The 21662-nt window shown below is 52.2% G+C and carries 27 protein-coding genes; 9 read left to right on the forward strand and 18 right to left on the reverse strand.

Features of this window, described 5'->3' with window-relative positions; genetic code table 11:
* Window positions 1–216: 216 nt before the first annotated feature.
* The 5 genes from GC087_RS09975 to GC087_RS09995 all read left to right on the forward strand — a co-directional run bounded on the left by GC087_RS09975 (window position 217) and on the right by GC087_RS09995 (window position 2570).
* Window positions 217–696 carry a very short patch repair endonuclease gene (locus GC087_RS09975; protein WP_006119596.1) on the forward strand — a complete coding sequence of 160 codons (480 nt, stop codon included), beginning with the start codon at window positions 217–219 and terminating at the stop codon, window positions 694–696.
* A 65-nt stretch (window positions 697–761) separates the two neighbouring features.
* Window positions 762–1037 (forward strand): hypothetical protein, encoded by a 276-nt coding sequence (locus GC087_RS09980; protein WP_006119595.1) that lies wholly within the window; start codon window positions 762–764, stop codon window positions 1035–1037.
* A 99-nt stretch (window positions 1038–1136) separates the two neighbouring features.
* Entirely contained in the window at window positions 1137–2039 is a 903-nt protein-coding gene (locus tag GC087_RS09985) for a DUF808 domain-containing protein (protein WP_054633597.1), read from the forward strand.
* 44 nt (window positions 2040–2083) lie between these two features.
* Window positions 2084–2215, forward strand: a complete 132-nt coding sequence (locus GC087_RS09990; protein ID WP_006119592.1) for a hypothetical protein — start codon at window positions 2084–2086, stop codon at window positions 2213–2215.
* Window positions 2216–2387: 172 nt separating this feature from the next.
* Window positions 2388–2570 (forward strand): YodC family protein, encoded by a 183-nt coding sequence (locus GC087_RS09995; protein ID WP_033742091.1) that lies wholly within the window; start codon window positions 2388–2390, stop codon window positions 2568–2570.
* A gap of 94 nt (window positions 2571–2664) precedes the next feature.
* On the opposite strand, the gene GC087_RS10000 is transcribed toward GC087_RS09995, so the two are convergent.
* The 3 genes from GC087_RS10000 to GC087_RS10010 all read right to left on the reverse strand — a co-directional run bounded on the left by GC087_RS10000 (window position 2665) and on the right by GC087_RS10010 (window position 5307).
* A complete protein-coding gene (locus GC087_RS10000; RefSeq protein ID WP_033742089.1) occupies window positions 2665–3885 on the reverse strand; it encodes a glycosyltransferase family protein in 1221 nt (406 codons plus the stop codon).
* A gap of 40 nt (window positions 3886–3925) precedes the next feature.
* A complete protein-coding gene (locus tag GC087_RS10005; protein ID WP_324030477.1) occupies window positions 3926–4711 on the reverse strand; it encodes a mannosyl-3-phosphoglycerate phosphatase-related protein in 786 nt (261 codons plus the stop codon).
* A 365-nt stretch (window positions 4712–5076) separates the two neighbouring features.
* Entirely contained in the window at window positions 5077–5307 is a 231-nt protein-coding gene (locus tag GC087_RS10010) for a DUF2525 domain-containing protein (RefSeq protein ID WP_324030479.1), read from the reverse strand.
* 304 nt (window positions 5308–5611) lie between these two features.
* Between GC087_RS10010 and GC087_RS10015 the strand changes: the two genes are divergently transcribed.
* Together GC087_RS10015 and dsrB are read left to right on the forward strand one after the other, a co-directional pair.
* Window positions 5612–5770, forward strand: a complete 159-nt coding sequence (locus tag GC087_RS10015; RefSeq protein WP_006119587.1) for a YqaE/Pmp3 family membrane protein — start codon at window positions 5612–5614, stop codon at window positions 5768–5770.
* Between the two features lie 62 nt (window positions 5771–5832).
* Window positions 5833–6027: a protein DsrB gene (gene dsrB / locus GC087_RS10020; RefSeq protein WP_006119586.1), complete on the forward strand. Its 195-nt coding sequence runs from the start codon at window positions 5833–5835 to the stop codon at window positions 6025–6027.
* Window positions 6028–6133: 106 nt separating this feature from the next.
* Here dsrB and GC087_RS10025 read toward each other — a convergent pair whose 3' ends face one another.
* From GC087_RS10025 to fliF, 15 genes are all read right to left on the reverse strand, one after another.
* Window positions 6134–7840, reverse strand: a complete 1707-nt coding sequence (locus GC087_RS10025; protein WP_039338285.1) for a methyl-accepting chemotaxis protein — start codon at window positions 7838–7840, stop codon at window positions 6134–6136.
* A gap of 136 nt (window positions 7841–7976) precedes the next feature.
* Window positions 7977–8612 (reverse strand): transcriptional regulator RcsA, encoded by a 636-nt coding sequence (gene rcsA / locus GC087_RS10030; protein ID WP_006119584.1) that lies wholly within the window; start codon window positions 8610–8612, stop codon window positions 7977–7979.
* A gap of 627 nt (window positions 8613–9239) precedes the next feature.
* The gene (gene fliR, locus GC087_RS10035; protein ID WP_006119583.1) at window positions 9240–10025 is read right to left on the reverse strand and encodes a flagellar biosynthetic protein FliR; all 786 of its coding nucleotides are present in this window, start codon (window positions 10023–10025) and stop codon (window positions 9240–9242) included.
* A complete protein-coding gene (gene fliQ, locus GC087_RS10040; protein ID WP_033742083.1) occupies window positions 10025–10294 on the reverse strand; it encodes a flagellar biosynthesis protein FliQ in 270 nt (89 codons plus the stop codon). The genes fliR and fliQ overlap by 1 nt, the downstream gene beginning before the upstream one ends.
* A gap of 26 nt (window positions 10295–10320) precedes the next feature.
* The gene (gene fliP / locus GC087_RS10045) at window positions 10321–11052 is read right to left on the reverse strand and encodes a flagellar type III secretion system pore protein FliP (protein WP_033742230.1); all 732 of its coding nucleotides are present in this window, start codon (window positions 11050–11052) and stop codon (window positions 10321–10323) included.
* On the reverse strand, window positions 11052–11450 hold the full coding sequence (gene fliO / locus GC087_RS10050; protein ID WP_033742082.1) for a flagellar biosynthetic protein FliO: 399 nt from the start codon (window positions 11448–11450) through the stop codon (window positions 11052–11054). The genes fliP and fliO overlap by 1 nt, the downstream gene beginning before the upstream one ends.
* 1 nt (window position 11451) lies before the next feature.
* A complete protein-coding gene (gene fliN, locus GC087_RS10055; RefSeq protein ID WP_006119577.1) occupies window positions 11452–11865 on the reverse strand; it encodes a flagellar motor switch protein FliN in 414 nt (137 codons plus the stop codon).
* Window positions 11858–12865 (reverse strand): flagellar motor switch protein FliM, encoded by a 1008-nt coding sequence (fliM, locus tag GC087_RS10060; protein ID WP_006119575.1) that lies wholly within the window; start codon window positions 12863–12865, stop codon window positions 11858–11860. The genes fliN and fliM overlap by 8 nt, the downstream gene beginning before the upstream one ends.
* Before the next feature lie 4 nt (window positions 12866–12869).
* The gene (fliL, locus tag GC087_RS10065; RefSeq protein ID WP_006119574.1) at window positions 12870–13355 is read right to left on the reverse strand and encodes a flagellar basal body-associated protein FliL; all 486 of its coding nucleotides are present in this window, start codon (window positions 13353–13355) and stop codon (window positions 12870–12872) included.
* A 129-nt stretch (window positions 13356–13484) separates the two neighbouring features.
* Window positions 13485–14753, reverse strand: a complete 1269-nt coding sequence (locus GC087_RS10070) for a flagellar hook-length control protein FliK (protein WP_033742080.1) — start codon at window positions 14751–14753, stop codon at window positions 13485–13487.
* Window positions 14750–15193 carry a flagellar export protein FliJ gene (gene fliJ / locus GC087_RS10075; RefSeq protein WP_033742078.1) on the reverse strand — a complete coding sequence of 148 codons (444 nt, stop codon included), beginning with the start codon at window positions 15191–15193 and terminating at the stop codon, window positions 14750–14752. Before fliJ ends, GC087_RS10070 begins: the two co-directional genes overlap by 4 nt.
* A gap of 28 nt (window positions 15194–15221) precedes the next feature.
* A complete protein-coding gene (gene fliI, locus GC087_RS10080) occupies window positions 15222–16583 on the reverse strand; it encodes a flagellar protein export ATPase FliI (protein ID WP_033742076.1) in 1362 nt (453 codons plus the stop codon).
* Entirely contained in the window at window positions 16583–17278 is a 696-nt protein-coding gene (gene fliH, locus GC087_RS10085) for a flagellar assembly protein FliH (RefSeq protein WP_033742075.1), read from the reverse strand. The genes fliI and fliH overlap by 1 nt, the downstream gene beginning before the upstream one ends.
* Window positions 17271–18263, reverse strand: coding sequence for a flagellar motor switch protein FliG (gene fliG / locus GC087_RS10090; RefSeq protein WP_006119564.1), 993 nt, complete (start codon window positions 18261–18263; stop codon window positions 17271–17273). Before fliG ends, fliH begins: the two co-directional genes overlap by 8 nt.
* Window positions 18260–19978, reverse strand: coding sequence for a flagellar basal-body MS-ring/collar protein FliF (fliF, locus tag GC087_RS10095; RefSeq protein WP_033742074.1), 1719 nt, complete (start codon window positions 19976–19978; stop codon window positions 18260–18262). Before fliF ends, fliG begins: the two co-directional genes overlap by 4 nt.
* A 233-nt stretch (window positions 19979–20211) precedes the next feature.
* Between fliF and fliE the strand changes: the two genes are divergently transcribed.
* The gene (gene fliE / locus GC087_RS10100) at window positions 20212–20523 is read left to right on the forward strand and encodes a flagellar hook-basal body complex protein FliE (protein WP_006119561.1); all 312 of its coding nucleotides are present in this window, start codon (window positions 20212–20214) and stop codon (window positions 20521–20523) included.
* A 758-nt stretch (window positions 20524–21281) separates the two neighbouring features.
* Window positions 21282–21572, forward strand: a complete 291-nt coding sequence (locus tag GC087_RS10105) for a hypothetical protein (protein ID WP_324030481.1) — start codon at window positions 21282–21284, stop codon at window positions 21570–21572.
* Window positions 21573–21662 lie beyond the last annotated feature (90 nt).

Here is a 21662-nt window from a genome sequence, read left to right on the forward strand (position 1 = left end):
TGAAGCGCCTATGCTATCACTCCTTGCCCGATGAGGAAATCCGCCTGACGCGGCGGCGGTATGCTGCAAAACACGCGAGTGGGAAAGTCAGGACAGGTAGCACCGGACGTCTGATTACCGTCCGGAAGCGGCAAAAAAATGGCCGCTTTTGTCCAGGTGACTTTCGCTTTTCAGGACGGCGACTAAAGTTGAATGAGTAGCCTTTAAGGAGATGCTATGGCCGACGTTCACTCCAGCGAAACGCGCAGCAAAAACATGCGCGCCATTCGCCAGCAGGACACTGCGATTGAGCAACGCATCGCACTGTTGCTTAAAGATCGCGGATTCACTTACCGGGTTCAGGACAAAAACCTGCCAGGGCGGCCTGATTTTGTCCTGACCGCTCATCAGGCCATTATCTTTGTGCACGGCTGCTTCTGGCATCGTCATCACTGCTATTTGTTTAAGATACCCGCCACGCGCACCGAGTTCTGGACAGGCAAGATTAACAGCAACGTCGAACGAGACCATCGCTATGTACGGCAGTTACGTGAGAGCGGCTGGAAGGTTCTCATCATCTGGGAATGTGCACTGCGTGGCAAACTCCGTCTCGACGACGACGCGTTGCTTGAACGACTGGAAGAGTGGTTACTGGTGATGAATGACAGTGCTGAAATCGATCATCAGGGCATTCATCATTATCGTGAGCAGGAATGATTGGGCCTTGCTCATCAGTAACATAACATGTTAGATAGACGCTTTTCCGTGACCGGGAGACCGAGATGAGCAGCATAAAACTGACGGTTAAACGTCTCTACCAGATTCGTGATGAGCGCATGGTGAATACCAAAGCCACCGCCAGAATTTATGTGGGCGAAACGCTGGTGGCCACGGAAGAAATTACCGGCATGACGGAAAGCCCGGTCAGTAAATACCTGCATAGCGAAGGACTGGCTGGGCAAGCGGTGCGCGTCGAATGGGATTGTGAGGGCATCGCAGAGATGACGGTAACGGAAATCGAACGATGCCCATGTTGTCAACATAACGAACCGGAATAGTCACAACGCACGCGTCGTATGCCGTTGGGCTTCGTCGAGGATGAGGCCTCCACTGTTTGCGATGTAAGTCGTTGTCGATGACCGAATAAGGGACATATTTTGGCAGGAACCAGTTTATTAACGTTGCTGGATGATATCGCCACGCTGCTGGATGATATCTCTGTAATGGGCAAAGTCGCGGCAAAGAAGACGGCGGGCGTTCTGGGAGACGATCTGTCACTGAATGCGCAACAGGTCAGTGGCGTAAAAGCCAATCGCGAACTGCCGGTCGTGTGGGGCGTGGCCAAAGGCTCGTTTCTGAACAAGCTGATTTTGGTGCCGCTGGCGCTGATTATCTCGGCATTTGCGCCGTGGTTAATCACGCCGCTGTTGATGATTGGCGGCGCTTACCTTTGTTATGAAGGTGTCGAGAAAGTGCTGCACAGCCTGCAACACGACAAGCAGCAAAATTCACCAGAGGCCCGTCAGCAGCGTCTGGATAATCTGGCAAAGCAGGACCCGCGTGAATTTGAAAAGAAAAAGGTTAAAGGGGCTGTGCGCACCGATTTCATTTTGTCCGCCGAAATCGTCGCGATTACGCTGGGCATCGTTTCGGAAGCACCGCTGCTGAATCAGGTTCTGATCCTGGCGGGCATTGCCATTCTGGTCACGATTGGCGTTTACGGTATTGTGGCGGGCATCGTGAAAATCGATGATCTGGGATTCTGGTTAAAGCAAAAATCGTCACGGGTGGCCCAGTCAGTTGGTGCCGTGCTGCTGGCTGCGGCACCCTGGCTGATGAAAATATTAACCGTGGTGGGCACGCTGGCCATGTTCCTGGTGGGAGGGGGCATCATTGTTCACGGGATAACGCCTTTGCACCACTTTATTGAAAATGCTATCGCTCCGTTTAGCGGTCTGGTGTCAGGGCTGCTGAGTAACGGCGCTAACCTGGTGATTGGTTTTATCATTGGGTCGATCGTGCTTTTAGTGGTTAACCTTATTGCCAAACTGCGGGGGTAATCGGTATAACAGCGCCTTCTTTTACGCGTTCTGGGGAGAAAACAATGAGCGACGATATGTTTGAATTCGATATAGATGCTCAGTTAGAGCAGGCCGAAGCCAAGGCAGAAAAAAAGGCGGCCGAAGTGCCTGACGACCTGAGTGACGAAGCGGATTGCGAAGGCTGCAAAATCTGATTCATCCTCCCTCTGAAGCGGATAGCCTCTTATCCGCTTTATTCCTTTCCAAAATAACCTTCTACTTTATTCTGAATTTGCCCTTTTTCTGCGCGCCTTAACAGCAGCAACTTTTTTACCATGCTATAAATAAATATTAAGAATTAATGTCAATGGATAAAGAGGGCGCAACATGGTTTTTGCAATCAGTGATGAAGTGCAGCATAAGGACGGCGGGCAAACGATGGTGGTGACCGGTCATGCCAGTGGCATGGTAGAGTGTCGCTGGTATGATGGTTATGCGGTCAGAAGCGAGGCGTTTCGGACAGACGAGCTCAGCCACACCCGTGAGTCACAACCGCAGTTAACGTCCTGATTGCAGATGACCGGGCCGGTGTTGTACACCTGGCCCGTCTGTCTTCCATCCAGGCATCACGTCACGTAATAGCCTGTCTTCCACCTATGGCACGCTAGACGTTACCGTCATTATCCTCTTCTACCGCCTTGTAAATTCGTTGCAGTATATCCGGGAAGGCAGACTGAACCCGACTCCAGCTTGGGATAAACGGCTTGTCATTTGGGCGTTCTATAAAGGACTGACCCGCATCCAGGATAGCCTGGGTAAACATCTCGACCGCAGCCTCTTCCACGTGCTGATCGAATTTCAGTCCGTTCATGGCGGCCTCATGATTGTAGATTTCCATCATATCTAACGCGTTGCGATAGTAGGTGGCTTTCAGCACGCGGAAGGAGTCACTGGTGAGCGGCACGCCCATGGTGGCAAGTTTACGTAAAAGCGACTGAACAATATCGTTGCTCATGCGCTTCAGGCCGCCTGTTCCGTCATCCTCTGCCAGCGGTTGATGCTTGTGGTCATAATTATCCGCAATCTCAACCTGGCACGACTGGCGTGTGGTGTAATTGCGATAGATCTCGGAGAGCACGCCAATCTCCAGGCCCCAGTCACCCGGAATTTTAATCCCGTTAAGGACATGAGTACGCATGGCGAACTCGCCGGAGAGCGGGTAACGGAAACTGGAGAGGTAATCAAGGTACTCCGAGTGACCATACACTTTTTGCAGGGAACGCAGCAGCGGCCCGACTAATAAACGGCCCACGCGACCATTGAGTTTGCCGTCGGCGACACGCGCATAAAATCCTTTACAAAACTCATACTGAAACGCGGGATTCGCCAGCGGATAAAGCAGACGTGCCAGCATACCGCGCTCATAGGTAACAATATCGCAATCGTGTAGCGCGACACAGCTGGTGCGGTCGGAGGCCAGCGTATAGCCGGTGCAGAACCAGACGTTACGCCCTTTGCCCGGATTCGTCGGCGACAAACCTTCTTTGTCCAGTTCCGCGTCGATCGCCTTCAGGCGGGGACCATCATTCCATAAGATCCGATGGCGCTGCGGCAGGCGAGAAAAGAACTCGCGGGCATGGAGGAACTGATCGCGATCGGCCCGGTCAAGGCCGATGACAATTTCATTCAGATACGGCACTTTTGCCAGTTCATCGACGATTTTGCTCAGTGCCGGTCCTTCCAGCTCAGAAAACAGGGAGGGCAGAATTAACCCCATTTTGCGTTTACGCGCAAAACGCACCATCTCTTTTTCCAGCGATTCGACGCTGCGGTGCGTGAGATTATGAAAGTTAGTAATTACGCCATTCTGAAAGAAATCACTCATTGCATCATCCTTATGGGGTTGCCCGAGGAACCACAGCCGTTCATGGCTGCGTTAAAAAATGGTCCAGACCTTCGCGCCAGCCTTCAGGGCCGTGATGCGTTGTATGATAAACCTGCCCATCATTACGCGTTAACGTGACAGGGTTTTTGCTGAAGCCTTTAATCACGATGGCATAATCGACCGCATCGAGCATAGGTGCATCGTTAGGGCCATCACCCAGTCCAATCGTGATCAAATCCTGATGGCTGTAATGCGACAGTAATTTATGCAGGGCATGGCCTTTTCCGCTTCGGGCCGGCATCACGTGCCAGAAGCGGCCGCCCTGGGTAAGCGTCAAATGGTAGTCAGCCAGCGCATGGCGAAAACGGTCTAACGCCTCGTCGGTATCGCGCCAGACGATAACTTCGGAAGCATCGCGCTGGCGGGCGAGCGCGGCCTCGGCTTCCGGTAAACCTGTCATTGCCGACACGTCGCTGTCGCTAAAATCCTGAAAGCCGCTAAAGCGGAACTGCTGTTTCATCGCGCTAAGAATCCGACAGATGGCGACGTAGTTCAGCTTATCGTCAGGGATACGAACGGGTTTGTCCTCGTGGAAGTAGAGAACCGCGCCGTTTTCGGCGATAAACGGCGTACCGCTAATCCCGATTTTTCGTTGCAGCGGCAGAATTTCCGCCGCCGTCTTGCTGGAGCAAATCACCACAGGAACCTGATGCTGGCTGAAGGTCTCCAGCCATGTTGTGGCGGCATCCCAGTTGTAGTCGTGGTGGTCAAGCAGCGATCCATCGAGGTCGGTCACGATCATCAGCGATTCATTCAGGTTGGGCATCCAGGTCTCCTCCACACGGCTCACGTTAGCCACGGCATCTGTTTAGTGTAGTTGAGTCCTGAAAAGGCCCGAGGTTCCGTACTCATGCAGACAGAACCAGGAGGATTCTTAAAACCCGATAGGACAAAAAGCGGGAGCGGTCAGAATGTGCACGACGCATGGCGCGCGCGCTGCGGCTTGCGTAGGCAGGAGGAGGGCAGGAGCAGAATAAGATGAGCGAAACGTGCATCGCAGAAGCTTGTTTTCATTACCGGAACAGCTACTCTGAGAAAGCAGTATGTCTTCCCTGGTGTAACGATTTGAATACTTGCCTGGCCTGTGCCGGGTATTTTTTTGCCTGCTATTCCGCCCGGCGAGCGATCCCGCTAGCGATTGATCTCACTGTAGCGGCAATCGTGAATGTCCATCTCACACTGCTCCGCAGGTTCACGGCACGGGGCTGTCGGCCCGCCAGCATTTTTTTCAGTCTGCGCAACCTGAGGCGAAAAATAGTCCTGTGCCTGTCCTGCCGTGTCACGCTGGATGGCATGAAGAAGCGCATCCATTTCACTGTCCCGATCACTTTGGTTTTCATCTGAAGCGAGAAAATGCGTCATAGTCTGCCTCCAAAGAGCAACGTGAATACTGAGTATAGAACGGCGGGCTGACAGCAGGGAAGGGTAAAAAAAAGCCCGCGCTGCGCGGGCAAAATAATCCTTGTTACTTTGGGTGTGTTGTTTTCCTGGGGTAGGAAAGCAACGCAATGAAGTGTAACGATTCTCGTGTTAAACGTCCGGCTGTGAAGTGTCAGGAAAACGAAAAAAACCCTGACTCAGATTTACCTGACTTTTCCTGTAACCCTTCAGAAAACGGCTATATTGGTAAGCAAAACGGTTTTTCTCAGTACCTAAAGGAATGGTTATGGACTTACTTCGAATTCTTATTGCTATTTTACTTCCACCACTGGGCGTTTTCCTGCAGGTCGGTTTTGGCGGCGCGTTCTGGCTGAACATTTTACTGACCTTGTGCGGCTACATTCCCGGCATCGTCCATGCCGTGTGGGTGATTGCCCGCCGTTAATGCCTGCATTCGTCCTACGCTTCCATTACACTGTTATCAGGAACGTTTCTGGAGAGTAACAGATGAAGGTAGACGATCGCGTAAGCGTTAAAACCGACGGTGGACCCCGGCGAATCGGTACGATCCTGGCGGTAGAACCTTTTAACGAAGGGACGATGTTTTTGGTGGCGCTGGACGATTACCCGCAGGGGATCTGGTTTTTTAACGAGAATAATCACCGGGACGGCGTTTTTGTCGAGCCCTGGGTTCCCGCCTGATTATCGGTCAGTCTGATGAAAACGCCCGCGATGTCTGAGGATGTCGCGGGCGTTTACTTTTATCTGTCCTGTCACGCATGTCACAGGACAGGGGCGTTTGCTTGGGTCAGAACGTTTCCCAGTTTTCATGACCAGAGGTAGTGGCTACCGGACGTAGCACGGGTGAGCTCGCTTTCGGTGCCACGTCTTTAACATCGGGAGTTTTCGCGACCGGTGTGTCGACTAAGCGAAATGCGGAAACCGCTTTCGTCAGTTTACCCGCCTGATCTTCCAGTGATGCCGCCGCCGCTGAGGCTTCTTCAACCAGCGAGGCGTTCTGCTGGGTCACGTTATCCATTTCCGTTACCGCCTGGCTCACCTGCTGAATACCGCGGCTTTGTTCATCCGAGGCGGCAGCAATCTCAGACATGATATCGGTCACGCGACGCACCGCTTCGACAATTTCACCCATCGTACTGCCGGCCTCGCCAACCTGATGCGAGCCACTGCTGACTAACTTCACAGACTCGGCAATCAGGGATTCAATTTCCTTCGCGGCCTGGGCGCTGCGTTGTGCCAGACTACGGACTTCACTCGCAACAACCGCAAAGCCACGTCCTTGCTCCCCTGCGCGCGCCGCTTCGACGGCGGCGTTCAGCGCCAGAATATTGGTCTGGAAAGCGATGCTGTTAATCACATTGGTGATCTCAGCAATTTTCTTCGAGCTGCCAGAAATATCGTTCATGGTTTTCACTACACCACTGACCATGTCGCCACCGTTGCGTGCTTTATCTGATGCATCGGCTGCGAGTTGGCTGGCATGGTGCGCGTTATCGGCGTTCTGTTTCACCGTCGCCGTCAACTGCTCCATGCTGGCTGCGGTCTGCTCAAGGGCGGCGGCTTGCTGCTCCGTCCGCGAGGAGAGGTCGGTGTTACCGGCTGAAATTTCACTGGAGCCTTGATAAATGGCGATAGCGCCTTCACGCACCGTACCGACCGTTTTGACTAACGATTCCTGCATGCGCTGCAGATTATCCAGCAGTAAGCCGATTTCGTTACGACCGTGCGGTACTGAAGGGGCGGTTAAGTCACCCTGAGCGATACGCTCGATATGGGCAACCGATTTGCGTAAAGGCGTGATCACGACCCGACGGAGAAAAACAAAGGTCAGCAGCACCAGCACCAGCGCAGCCACAAACGCACCACCCATGGAAATAAAACCAATACGTGACTGTTCGGCAGCCTTGGCGTTAATGAAATCAGAACGGATATCCCGAAGTTTGATCGCCTTGACCAGCACAGCGTTATAAGCGTTATCCAGTTTACGCGTGGTGTCGGTTTCCTGGGCAATGATGCTTTCGAAACTGCCCTGTTTACCGGCATCAATCATCGGCTTCAGGCCTTTTTGAACATACTCTTTGAAGCGAGTAGTGAGCTCTTCGTCCAGCCTGACGTCTTCGGGGGTTTTATTCTTGCGGTTCAGGTAGACGTTGAGGCCATTTTCAGCCTGCTTAATACGCTCATCCGTTGCGGCAAGGTTGGCATTGAAATCATCCATCTCACCAATACGCGCGGCCGCACCGGCCTGGATGATATTCAGTCGGGCAGAGCGGAGGTTTGAGGAGCTGTCGATCAGACCGTTGCGGACCTGAATTTCCTCAGTCGCATCTTTCAACGACTGATTACTCAGGATGAGGAAGTAGCTGGAAATGCCTATACAGAGTGCGAACAAAAATAATATCCCGCCGAAAATCAAACTAAACAGCGGGACCAGTCTGAGATTTTGCCAAAAACTGACGTTGTGATGTCCTTCATTAATCAGCGTTGTGTTCATTTCCTTGCTCTCTTAAGGGGGCCTGATGAAAAAAACATCGGCAGGAGCAGGAAAAGGTTTATGCTGAAAATTGAGATCTTGATCGCTAATCACTAAAAAAAACCGGCCTTTTGGGCCAGTTCTGTGAGGCGGCAAACTATCTTACGTTAACGTAAATACCAGAGGTCACGTTATCGGTTAAGCGCACGACATGGTAAATAACCTGCTTGTTGTGCGTTTTAATTTTCCGCTTAATGTTTCCTTTATGGGAAGAGACCGTCTTCGCTTTAATTTGCATTTTGTCGGATATCTGAATGGTATCATGACCCGACATCCACATTTTCAGCATATTTGACTCAGTCTGGCTCAACGTCAGAGGGTGAACGTCCAGCCCTGAGGAAATACGCGGAGACATGTTAAGTTTCTTTTGCAAATACGTGCTAAGGAGAGAATCCAGCGTTGAAGGTTTAATGGCTTTCGACGTAATAATTAAATTTTTTCGGACATACAGATATTCTTCAAAATGAATATTACTGATGGCCATAAAAATAAAAAACAGTGTTTCGGGATGCTGATTAATAATGCTGCGAATGCGCTCGCTAGAGTCGGTTTCGTGAATGAAACAGTCTTCATTAATAAACACAACACCTGGTTTCAACTGCTCACATCTTTGCTGTAATTGCTCAATATCGGAGACAGAAGTAATATTTTTCTTCTTCACTCCTTTAGAAGACATATAGTCCGATAATCCCAGGCGTGTGTAGTTGCAGGAATCCATAATAATCGTTGGCATGTTAGCGACCCTCACCAATTTGTTATCCGTTTAAATCAACGATGAATTACGCGTTGCGGTACGAGAAGATTTCCAAAGCGCTTTTTTTTATTCTGCTGATGCAGCGTGGCAACGGGCAAACGCCCGTAAAAGTCTTCTTCCTTGACCCGTTCTGCAAAATTTTTTCTTACTCTGGCCCCACACCTGGCGTCGAATCCACATCGGGTATTGATGTAAAGTCGTACCGGCGCGAAACACCGTTTTTGGGAGCAATGTCACTATCGCTGAAAACCCAGAGTTTTCTGATAGGACAAGTCTTAAAAACATTTGTTTCACGAAAGTGTAAGGTTGAAGAGTGAGTTGACAATGCCGGAAAAAACATTTTCTGACAAGAAAAATCACACAATATTTTTTCTTGTTTAATTTCAATGCATTGCCGATTTTATCACCAAAACAACCCTGTCGATGACTCTGTGTACCGCCCGACTAAAATACGCGATGCGCGGTTTAATAAGAATTATTTTAAGACTTATCGCACATTTATCAGAATATCCTTAGTTGATTTCTGGAAAATATGGTTTGAAAAATGCCCGGATAGTTGTGAATTTCTTAAGTATGGAAAAGGAAAAATAGTTAGATACTTAATGTTCAGGAGGGGGACAGTTCGGTGAGGAACTGGGCCAGAAGATCAAATATTTCGCCGAACAGGTGCTCACAGAACGGGGCGAGAAGGGGCATCAGCAGGCTGATCGTCAAAATGCCGACTGATAAGGTAATCGGGAAGCCGATCGCGAAGATTGATAACTGTGGTGAAAGACGGTTTAACAAACCCAGGACCATGTTTAGTGTGAGTAGCAGAACGATCAAGGGTAACGCTAACATCATGCCATTAAGGAAAATCATGCCGCCTGATTTTGCCAGCGCCATAAAAGCATTAGCTTCAAGTGGTGTTCCACCTACAGGAAGTGTATGAAAACTGTCCGCCAACAGTGAGATAAGCCACAAATGACCGTTGAAGGATAAAAACAGTAACATGGCCAGCATGTCGAGAAAACGCGCAAGGACCGGCATATTAAGCCGACTGGCGGGATCAAAAAACGTCGCAAATGACAGACCCATTTGCAAACCAATCAGTTCACCGGCCGCCCGGACAGCTGCAAAGGCAAACTGCATCGTAAAACCAATGGCGATACCAATCAGCATTTGCTGAATCAGCAGCATGAAACCGGCCGGCGAAAACAGGGTGACGTTCACCGGCGGTAACAGCGGGACCAGCAGCCAGGTGATCATGGCCGCCAGGCCGATTTTCACCCGTTTGCTGATGGCGCGCTCACTCAATACCGGCGCTGTCGCAATCAGCGCCAGAATGCGCACCATCGGCCAGAAAAACTGGCTTATCCAGTGAACAAGCTGGCTGCTGTCGAGCGTAATCATCAGCCGATGATATAGGGCAGGTTAGAAAAAACGGTGCGGATATAATCCAGCAAGACGTTTAACATCCAGGGACCGGCAACGACGCCCGTGGCCGCCACCGCAATAATCTTAGGAATGAAAGACAGCGTTTGTTCATTAATCTGGGTCGCTGCCTGTAGCAAGCTCACCAGTAAACCGCTGACCAGGGCGGCCAGCAGCATCGGAGCGGCCAGCAGCAACGCGACGCGCATCGCCTCCTGGCCCATTACCATTACCGATTCAGGTGTCATGAATATCTCCTGTGCCACTCACAAGATCAGGAATAGAAACTTTGTGCCAGCGATCCAACCAGCAACTGCCAGCCATCTACCAGAACAAATAACATTAATTTAAAGGGCAGGGCGATGGTTGCCGGCGGCACCATCATCATACCCAGCGCCATTAATACGCTGGCCACGACAAGGTCAATAATTAAAAAAGGAATAAAGACGGTAAATCCAATCTGGAAGGCGGTCTTTAATTCACTGGTCACATAAGCAGGCAATAAAATACGCATCGGCACGGCTTCCGGCCCGACAATCGGAGGCGTATTTGCCAGACGGGCAAATAACGCTAAATCAGCTTCACGCGTTTGACGCAGCATAAATTCACGCAGGGGTTGTGCGCCTTTATCAATGGCCACATCCATACTGATTTTATCCTGACTGAAAGGCAGATAGGCATCCTGATAAATTTTATCAAAGGTAGGTGCCATAATAAAAAAAGTTAAAAAGAGCGTCAGGCCCAGTAATACCTGATTGGGCGGCGCAGAGGGCGTGCCCAGCGCATTACGCAGCAGACCAAAAACAATAATGATGCGGGTGAAGCTGGTCATCATTAACAGAATGGCCGGCAGAAACGTCAATGAGGTAATAAATACCAGCGTTTGTACCGGAAGTGACCAGCTCTGGCCACCATTGGCTAATGGCTGGCTTACCAGGCCTGGTAACTGGGCGTGAGCAACCGGTGCCAGCAACAGCAGCGGCAGAAGAGGGAGCAGTCGACGCATCATGGGTTTTTTCCGGGACGTTTAACCAGATTCTGTAATAACTGACGAAAATCCTGCGGTGCTGCCTTTTCCGCGGTGTCTACATCGGGTGAACCCGGTGGCAACGTATGCAGGTGGGTAATTTGCTGTGCCGTTACGCCCAGTACCAGACGGGCATCTGGCGTATCAACGATGACGACGCGCTCGCGCTGACCGACCTGGACACTGGCCGTGAGCGTCAGCTCACGGCTGCCGACTTTTTTCGGCGCAAAGCCCATACGACGGGCCAGCCAGGCGCATGCCAGAATCAACAGGATAATAACAACCAGAACACCACTTACCTGAGTCAGTACAGAGCCCGCTGAGATGGCGGGCGTCTGCGGCGTAGCCGGTTGGACAGTATGATTCTGGTTATTCATATTAACGGCTCAGACGGCGCATACGTTCTGAAGGCGTAATGATGTCGGTGATACGCACACCATATTTGTCGTTAACGACCACGACTTCACCCTGCGCAATCAGGTAACCGTTAATCAGGATATCCAGCGGCTCGCCTGCGAGACCATCCAGTGAGACCACAGAACCCTGTGTCAGACGCAGCAGTTCTTTGATGGTCATCTTGGTGCGGCCCAGTTCCACAGTCAGTTTTACCGGGATATCCATAATCAGGTCAATATCCTGCAATGAGCCTGAAGTGTTGCTGCTTTCAAACGATTTGAAAACGTCATCACTTTGTGAGGTGCTGGCACCAGAGCCCACCTGCTCATTCATTGCTTCAGCCCACAGATCGTCCGCAGAGATGGTGTCATCGGACGGTTTCTTGCTGTCAGTCATGGGGCTGTTCCTCGTTAAGCGAATTCAAAATCGGGTTAATCAAATGTTCTACACGCAGCGCATACTGACCGTTAAGTGTACCGTACTGGCTGGTTAAAACAGGCACACCGTCCACGTGGGCAATAATGCGCTCGGGTTTTTCAATCGGCAGGACATCGCCGGGTTTCAGCTGCAACACGCGTGACAGACGCAACGACGTTTCAGCAAAATGGGCAATCAGTTCCAGTTCAGAATGCTGAACCTGCTTCACCAGATTGTCCCGCCAGTGTGTATCTTCTGACCGCGAGTTTTCCAGCGGCGGATTCACCAGCATTTCACGCAAAGGTTCAATCATCGAAAACGGAATACAGATGTTGAACTCACCGACAAGGTTGCCAATCTCGACCTGGAACGGCGTGTTGACGACGATATCGTTAGGCGATGTGGTGATGTTGGTGAACTTCACCTGCATTTCCGAACGGACGTACTCGACATCCAGAGGATAAATCGCTTTCCACGCATCGCTGTAGCCATCAAGCGCCAGTTTCAGCATACGACGAATGACGCGTTGCTCGGTATGCGTGAACTCACGTCCTTCTACTTTAGTCGGAAAACGCCCATCTCCGCCAAAAAGGTTATCAACGGCAATAAACACAAGGCTCGGTGAAAACACGACCAGAGCCGTGCCGCGCAGCGGCTTCAGGTGGATCAGGTTCAGGTTCGTTGGCACCGGCAGGTTGCGGGCAAACTCATGGTATGGCTGAATCTTGATCGCGCCCACGCTGATATCCGGGCTACGGCGCAGCAGGTTAAACAGCGCCATACGGAAATGACGGGCAAAACGCTCGTTAATAATTTCCAGCGCCTGTAAACGCTCGCGCACCACGCGGCGCTGGGTATTGGGATCATAAGGGCGAATATCGCCCTCTGGCCCGTTTTGTTTCTTTTCTTCTTCCGCGCTGCCACTGTCGCCGTTTAATAGCGCGTCAATTTCAGCCTGGGAGAGAATGCTGTCGCCCATTGATTCACCTCAAAATGAAGGCGGTAAACAGTACGTCGTCTACGACCTGCGGAGGTTGACCTTTCACCAGCGGTGGTGCCAGCGCCTGTTTGATTTGCTCAACAAGCGCTTGCTTTCCTTGCTCTGTCGCCAGCGCAGCAGCGCTCTGGCGAGAAAGCAGCAGTAACAGACGACTGCGAACCTCAGGCAGATAGTCACTCATCCGACGACGCGTTTCTTCATCCGGCAGACGCAGAGTAAACCCTACGTACAGTACACGGTCTGGATCGTTGTCGGGATTGACCAGGTTAACCGTAAATGTATCAAGTGCAAAAAAGACCGGGGCGGGAGGCGGTTCAACTTTCGCGACCTCCGGCTTATCGCCCTCATGTTTATTCATTATTCGCCAGACTGCATAGCCTGCCACGCTGCAAGCGGCCAGCGTTACGATCAGCAACACTGGAATCAGGATTTTACGTTTGCGACCTTTAGCTTTCGCGTTATCAGACATTTTAGCAGTTACTTCCTGTGAATTATGGGCGAGCCTCTCGGCTCACCTGAACAGATTATCGCGTGTCTTAAGTCAAACAATGGCAAGAAAAGACACGGGTTTTACGCTTACCTTCAGCGTTTGTCGCTGTCAGGCAAAGGTGTCGACGGCGCCCTTACCGTTTAACCGGGCCTGAAGAGCCTGCGGTACGGCAATCGGCGTGATGTCGTTATCACTGTCCTGGGTCAGAGAGAAGCTGCCGTGCTGTCCGTCGCGACGCGCCTCCTGCTGATGCTGGAAGCTTTGCCCTTGCGCGAAACTGTCACTGCTGACCTGACTCTCACCCAGGTTAATACCATTTTCAGCCAGCGCAGTGCGCAGCTGAGGAAGCGCGGCTTCCAGTGCAGCCCTGACATGGCTGTGACCTGAAACCATATTTAACTGTGCCTGATCGTTATTCAGTTTCAGGCTGATCTGGATCGCACCGAGATCTTCTGGATGCAGGCGTAACTCCGCATTCTGCTGGCCGTTACGACTGAACATCACAATTTGTTGACTCAGGGCCTGCTGCCATTCATTGCTACCCAGGTGGGCATTCAGCATCGGCGTAGACGGCGTGTTCATCGACGCAGAGGCCGTGAAGGGTTGCATAACGCTGCTGGCGCTGGTAATCGGCGCGGCAATCATCGTCTGATTATCGCTGGCTGCAGCGTTTATCGGACGCTCATCCTGCTTGTTGACGCTGCTCAGTATCTGCTGAAAACTGGCGTCTGTAGTCAACTGTGCCGGTGTCGATGCGGTTTGCGTCGTGGCTGCGGGCGTTACCCCACGGCTGGCCTGGTCAACGTTACTGGCCAGGCGACCGCCATCCTGCACCTTGCTGTTTTTCGCGTCTTTGTCATCACCGCTCAGAGCCGTGGTCACCGCCTGCGTCAGTGCCGATAAGGCCGAACGCGGTCCGGCATCGCGTTGCATATCCACGTCACGCGTCGTCGTGCTGTCTTTCACGGCCTGTTGCAAGCCGGTTGCCGGTAACATGGCAAACAGCGCCTGAATATTTTGCATATCGCTGCTGTTCAGCGCGGCCTCTTTCGCGTCACCCTTATCATCGGCTGATTTTGTACCGGCTTTAATATTTTCCGGTTTAAACAGCGCACTGAGTGCAGTCGGGTTTTCCAGCGAAGAGATCAATGCATTCAACGACGTGGCAACCTTGCTGTCGTCATCAGCGACGCTATTTTTTTCTGCTGCAACCGTGGTTTTACTGTGCAGTTTCGCCAGGGAAAGCAACTGATTTCCCAGCGTAGTGATAAAGTCCTTCGGTAGCGCCTCGCCACCGCTCAGCAGATCGGTAGTCCCCGATGTTTCAGCGGTGCCGGTTGTTTTCGTTGTCAACGCAATGTTTGGCAGCGTAATCATTCGCCTTTCCTCAGTGCAGCCCGTTGGGCAAATTCATCCATCCGTTTCTGGTCGAGACGGTTTTCTTGTCGTAATGCATTTTCTTCTGCCCGGGTAATCAGCGTCTGATAGGCATTGAGGCGTTGTTGTTTTTCACGCCAGTTAACCAGTGCCTGTTCAAGTCGTTGATTCCATTGCTGCAACTGACTGCGGTGTTGCTCAATGGCTTTTTCCAGCGTCTGAATGAACTGGTGATAGTTCGTCCAGCGGTTGCTGGCAATACCGCTGGACATGTCGCTGTTCAGCTTGTTGCGGTATTCATCCTGATAGTCAAGCAACATACTGAGCTGCTCGTTTGCAGCCTGCTGGCCACGCCGCATATCGCCTAACAGCACGGCGGCGCGTTCAAGATCCTGTTCCGCCAGGTCACGCAAAGTGTCAATGGCATTGACTGTTTTCATTACGATGTCCTCATATCAAACGCGCGAATTAACCGAACAATGCATGTAAATGCAGGCAGGCATCGTCGTACTCACTGCGCTCAAAAATGCCTTGTTGCAGGAAGGCTTCCATCTGCGGATAAAGCTGAATGGCTTTGTCCAGCATCGGATCGCTACCGGCGGCATAGGCACCGACGCTGACCAGATCCCGGTTGCGCTGGAAACTCGAGAGCAACTGTTTGAACTGGCGCACGCGTGCATAATGGTTTTCATCAATCAGTGACGTCATGGCACGACTGATTGAGGCTTCAATATCAATCGCCGGATAATGGCCGGCTTCGGCCAGACGACGTGACAGCACAATGTGGCCGTCAAGGATGGCACGCGCAGAGTCAGCAATCGGGTCCTGCTGATCGTCGCCTTCGGTCAGCACGGTATAAAACGCCGTGATCGAGCCGCCGCCATCGATGCCGTTACCCGCGCGTTCAACCAGGGCGGGCAGTTTGGCAAATACGGAAGGTGGATAACCTTTGGTGGCCGGCGGCTCACCAATCGCCAGCGCGATTTCACGTTGCGCCATGGCATAACGTGTCAGCGAATCCATGATTAATAAAACATGTTTACCGCGATCGCGGAAATCTTCCGCAATGCGCGTGGCGTAAGCGGCACCCTGCAGACGCAGTAGCGGTGAGACATCTGCCGGCGCGGCGATGACGACCGAACGGGCGCGGCCTTCAGCACCTAAGATGTTTTCAATAAAGTCTTTAACTTCACGGCCACGTTCACCGATTAAGCCCACCACGATCACATCGGCCTGGGTATAGCGCGCCATCATGCCGAGCAGCACACTTTTACCCACGCCTGATCCGGCGAACAAGCCCATACGTTGTCCCCGGCCAACGGTGAGCAGGGCGTTAATCGCCCGAACGCCGGTGTCCAGCACATCGGTAATGGGGGTGCGCTGTAAAGGGTTAAACGGCGGTGTGTTCAATGGGGCACGGTAGCCCGTTTCCGGGGAAGGCAAGCCATCCAGTGGGCGGCCGCTGCCATCAAGCACCCGGCCTAACAGCTGTGGCCCCAGCAGCAGCTGTTTACCTGAATGAGGGTTATCGCCGGTGGTACGGGCATAAACGCGCGCGCCGGGCAGGATGCCGTCCACTTCTTCCAGCGGCATCATCAACAGTTTCTGACCGTTGAAGCCCACGACTTCGCTTTCAATTTCGCTAATCGTTTTACCGTCATTACGTTCAATCACACAGGTCGAACCGAGCGGCAACTGCAGGCCGGTTGCTTCGAGAACCAGGCCGGTGGCACGCGTCAGCCGTCCATAGCGACGAACAGGTTGCACCTGCGCAATACGACTTTCGAAGGCATCAAGCGAGCCCAGCCAGCGGTTCAGACGAGTGGTCATTAAAACTCTCCAGGTGCGGCAAGACGGCACAGTTCCTGCCAGCGGGTTGCCACGCTCGCGTCAAGATCGCCGTCTTCGGCACTGAGCTTGCAGCCGCCGGGGTGCAGTGTATTGTCAGCCAGTAAACGCCAGCCGTGCAGATCAAGCGTTGGCCCCAGTGTTTGTTCAATCCTCAGCAGGTCATCAGGATGCACCCGAAGCTGCGGCTTACCGCTAAACATGGGCTCCTGCTGCAGTAAGCCCTGAATCTGGCGCAGCAACGCACTGCCATCCACCGTGGTGGCCTGACCAATCACCGAACGCGCAGCTTCCAGAGCCAGCTGCATCAGGCGGGCAGCAATGACGCTGTCCAGCGATTCCAGCGTATTTTGAAATTCCGTCACCAGCTGCTGCATTCGCGCCTGTAAGGGAGCCTGCTGTTGCTGCGCATCAGCAAGGCCTTGCTGAAAGCCCGCGTCATAGCCGGCTTTCTGACCTTCATTAAACCCCTGCTGATGGCCTTCGCTGTAGCCTTGACCGTGGGCTTCTTTACGCAACTGCTGCTGCATCTGCTCAAACTGCTGTTGCTGTTCGTCTTCTTCTGATTCGAAGAATTCGATTTCGGGTTCAGCCTGAATCGTCGCGGGCTCTTCAGGACGCCCCAGTTCTACAGGCTGCCACAGTTGCCAGGGGCGGGCGGAAAATGCATCAGACATAGGTTTCCTCGCCGCCACCGATTACCATCTCGCCGGACTCTGCCAGACGACGCACCACCAGCAGGATCGCTTTCTGTTCGTTCTCTACTGCAGACATACGTACCGGACCACGGTTGGCCAGATCGTCGCGCAGGATATCGGCCGCACGGGCTGACATGTTTTTGAGGAACTTCTCGCGCAGCGGCTGCTCGGCACCTTTCAGGGCGATCAGCAACTGCTCGGATTCCACTTCCTGCAACAGACGCTGGATACTGCGGTCGTCCACTTCCACCAGGTTTTCGAACAGGAACATCTCGTCGATAATTTTCTGTGCCAGTTCGCCATCGAAGTCGCGTACCGCTTCGATAACCGCTTCTTCCTGCTGCGTTTTCATCAGGTTGATAATTTCGGCCGCTGTTCTCACGCCGCCCATCTTCGCACGCTTGAGGTTGGTACCGTCGAGCAGGCTGTTCAGGACTTCGGTCAGTTCTGCCAGCGCTGCCGGCTGCACACCACCGAAGGTAGCAATACGCAGCATGACGTCATGACGCAGGCGCTCATCAAACAAGGCCAGAATATCGGCAGCCTGACCCCGTTTCAGGTGGACCAGGATAGTCGCGATGATCTGTGGATGCTCGTCGCGAATCAGATCGGCTGCGGCCTGCGGTTCCATGAAGTTGAGCGTTTCCATACCACTGGTGGTATCGCGGGTTTCAAGGATATCTTCCAGCAGGCTTGACGCACGCTCTTCACCCAACGCCCGGGTCAGCACGGAGCGCAGGTAATCGTTCGAGTTGAGGCTCAGTGCCGCGAACTGCTCGGCATCGCCTTCAAACTCACGCAGCACTTCGGTCAGTTGCTTATGCGAGACCTGACGCATGCTGGCCATCGCGGCACTCAGATGCTGAACCTCACGCTGGTTCAGGTGCTTAAAGACTTCCGCCGCGCGTTCTTCACCAATGGTCATCATCAGAATGGCGCTTTTTTCAGTACCGGTCAGACTCATAGTTCGTTACTCATCCATTCGCGAATCACCAGCGCAACAACGCGCGGATCGTTTTCAGACATGTCGCGGATACGCTGGCTCATGACTTCAGCGCTCATGCGGTTATTAGATTTACGTTCCTGCTCAAGTTCATCTTTGCTGAGCTGGACGCTGTAAGCTTCCTGATCGTTCTGCTGAGCAGCACGGGCAGCCTGAGCTTCTGCAGCGGCCTGCTCTGCGGCTTTCTTACGCAGAACATGCGGACGCACCATTTTGCGATACAGGATGAACGCCACCAGCGCAACCAACAGCCATTTACCTGCATTAATCAGCTGATCAAAGAACGACTGCTGTTGCCAGAAGGGCAGTTCAGTTGATACAGGCTCGGTGGTATTAAACTGCGAGTTCACCACGTTGACAGTGTCGCCACGTGTCTGTGAATAGCCCATGGCTTCGCGCGTCAGGTCTTCAATCTGCTTCAGCTGCTGCTCATTCAGCGCAATCGCTTTGCCTTTATCGTCTTCGCGATAGTTCACCACCACGGCAACAGACAGGCGCTGCACGTCACCCACATTCATCTTGGTATGACGAATGGTACGATCCAGCTCATAGTTCACCGTATCATCACGGCGCGAGTTGGTCGGTACACTGCTGGTAGAGGCTGTGCTGGTCCGTTGACCATTGGCCGCATTGTTCTGACCATTGGCATTCTGGCCATTGGCCGCATTGTTATTGGCCGTATTGATCGGGGCCGTATTGGCTGGCGCAGGCTGGTTAGACAGTGCGCCCGGTACGCCGCCCGGATAAGGGCTGCCCGTCTGCTCGCTGGTGCTGGTCTGCTGAGAGCGAATAGACGCGTTTTTCGGATCGCCGTTCGGCTGGTACTTCTCATCCGTCTGTTCACTGGTATCGAAGTTAATCTGTGCCGTCACCTGCGCATGGACATTGCCCTGGCCCAGAATCGGGTTAAGGATCGCTTCGATACGTTGCTGGTAACGCGCTTCGACTTCGGCGGCATATTTCAGCTGTGCATCGTTCAGATCACGGCCTACTGCGTCAGAACGGGTTAACAGATGACCGCTCTGATCGACTACGGTCACGTTCCCCGGCGGTAAACCGGCCACGCTGCTGGAAACCATGTGCGTGATGGCCTGAATCTGACCTTCATCCAGCGCACGGCCCGGCTGCAGAGTTAACGTCACAGACGCGGAGGGCGCTTTTTGCTCACGTACGAACAGGGTTGGTTTAGGCATCGCCAGATGGACGCGCGCCGTTTTCACCGGCCCCAGAGATTCGATAGTACGTGCCAGCTCGCCTTCCAGTGCGCGCTGGTAGTTCACCTGCTCGCTGAACTGGCTGATACCGAACTTTTCTTTATCCAGCAGTTCAAAACCGACGTTGCCACCTTTAGGCAGGCCCTGTTCAGCCAGACGCAGGCGCAGCTCATGCACCTTATCTTCCGGCACCATTAATGCACCGCCGTTATCCGCGAAACGATAAGGGACATTCATTTGCGTCAACTGCGTGACAATGGCACCCCCGTCCTCATTGGACAGGTTGCTGAACAATACGCTGTAGTTCGGTGTTTTGGCCCAGAGCACCAACGCAAAAACCACAGCGATAGCGGCTGCGGCTGCGACGATTAACGGAATACGTGGATTGGCACGCAGGCGAGCGAGAAGGTCACCAAAGCCTTTCGTTTCTTCATTTTGTGTGGCGGCTGCACTCGCATTCATGACCGATTCCTGCCTGACGTAATTGACCGGGTTAGTTGTGATGGCAAAACAGACTCCCTGACCTGCTTAAATAAAATTTCTACTTCAATGCCTGGCATTATTTGATGAAACGCAAAATTCGATGGGTGAATAAGCCACGGTTTTTAGCGTCATTTAGCGGCTTTGTCTTATTGACAATGTGTTAACTTCTCCCCACGTCAAAAATCTTCATCTTTTTTAATGAGGTAGCAACCATGTCAATTCAGGCAATCGACGGTGTTTTACAGCAGTTACAGATGACCTCGCTTCAGGCCAATAACAAAAGCGATGAGGTCAACAGCCATATCGATTTTGGCGCGACCATGAAGGCCGCTCTGGACAAAATCAGCGAAACCCAGACCACCGCCCGTAGCCAGGCGCAGGCGTTCGAAATGGGGAAACCCGGTGTCGCTTTAAACGATGTGATGGTCGATCTGCAAAAATCGTCTATCTCCATGCAGATGGGGATTCAGGTCAGGAACAAGCTGGTTTCGGCCTATACCGACATCATGAACATGCAGGTGTAGTCGGGAAAACGGGTCTTTATTATCAGGTATATGCCTGGCGACGTTGAGTTGGGACAAGAGCGACACAGAATGTGGCTTTACCAAAAGCGCCTTCTTGTTGCTTTATACGTGTTCAACGATGCAATCGTACACCTGATAACCTTTCCTGATGCGTTCAGGCCATGCCAGCCGCGCGCGGTAGCCGAGTTGGGCCTGTCAGGGCCGCGTCTGAGACGCGATTATCGCACCACAACCTGCCTCATCATCCCTTTACTTCAGACATCTACCTGTCGGTGTTTATTCTCCTTTTCTTGCCGAAAGAAAATATATCCTGCATCTTTATCCTTCGCTTCCGTGCAGGCGTTCACTATGACATTTTCGCTGTGCCGGTTACGGCTTCATGACGCCATCCGCTAAAGTATTTTCAGCACGGTTCCTGCGTCAAAAAATATCATTTCTAATGTTGTAATTTTTCTACGACTTTTAAAAGCAAAATTAGTTAGCTTAATAACTAAAAATATCCCTGAAGGTGGGAAGTAAAAAATGAAATACTGAAAGCAAAAGATGTAATCTGGTATGTATTCGTAAGCCAGCAAAACCTGTTTACCTTAACGGCGACGCGGGTTGCGACAGCAGCGTAACAGGCACCACGCGGCTTGCAGCCCCGGTTACACATCAAACGGAAATATTCCTCTTCTAATCTAATTAAAATATTTAACTGTTTAAATCTGTCGCCTGATATTAATGTCAGCATTCATTCTGCTCACGGATATATCAACATGAGATACTTAATTCAAACACTTCTCACGACCTCAAAAAGTGGTGAGCAGATTAAATATGAAGTCTATTCGGAAAACCGGAAGTCAGATTTTATAGATAAAATCCCGGAAGGTTCCTGCACAGTGATTTCTTACAAACTGACTGAGGGGACGATTCAGTTGCTGGATCGGGATGTGAATCTGCAACCGTTATTCGATGCCCATCGACCGGCGCAGGATGTTTTTTATCCAGACGGCCCTCACCGGATTAATCTTGAGATGCTGGTCGATTATTTAAATCAGCAAGCCTGATCATGTGCAGAGGGGGCCGGCTCCCGTATCCGGCGGTTTTCTGCGCCTGCGATCCGTGTGAATAAAGGGCCAAAGCCTGTTGCCCGCCCG

The organism is Pantoea sp. JZ2, assembly GCF_035191405.1.
GTDB lineage: Bacteria > Pseudomonadota > Gammaproteobacteria > Enterobacterales > Enterobacteriaceae > Pantoea > Pantoea stewartii.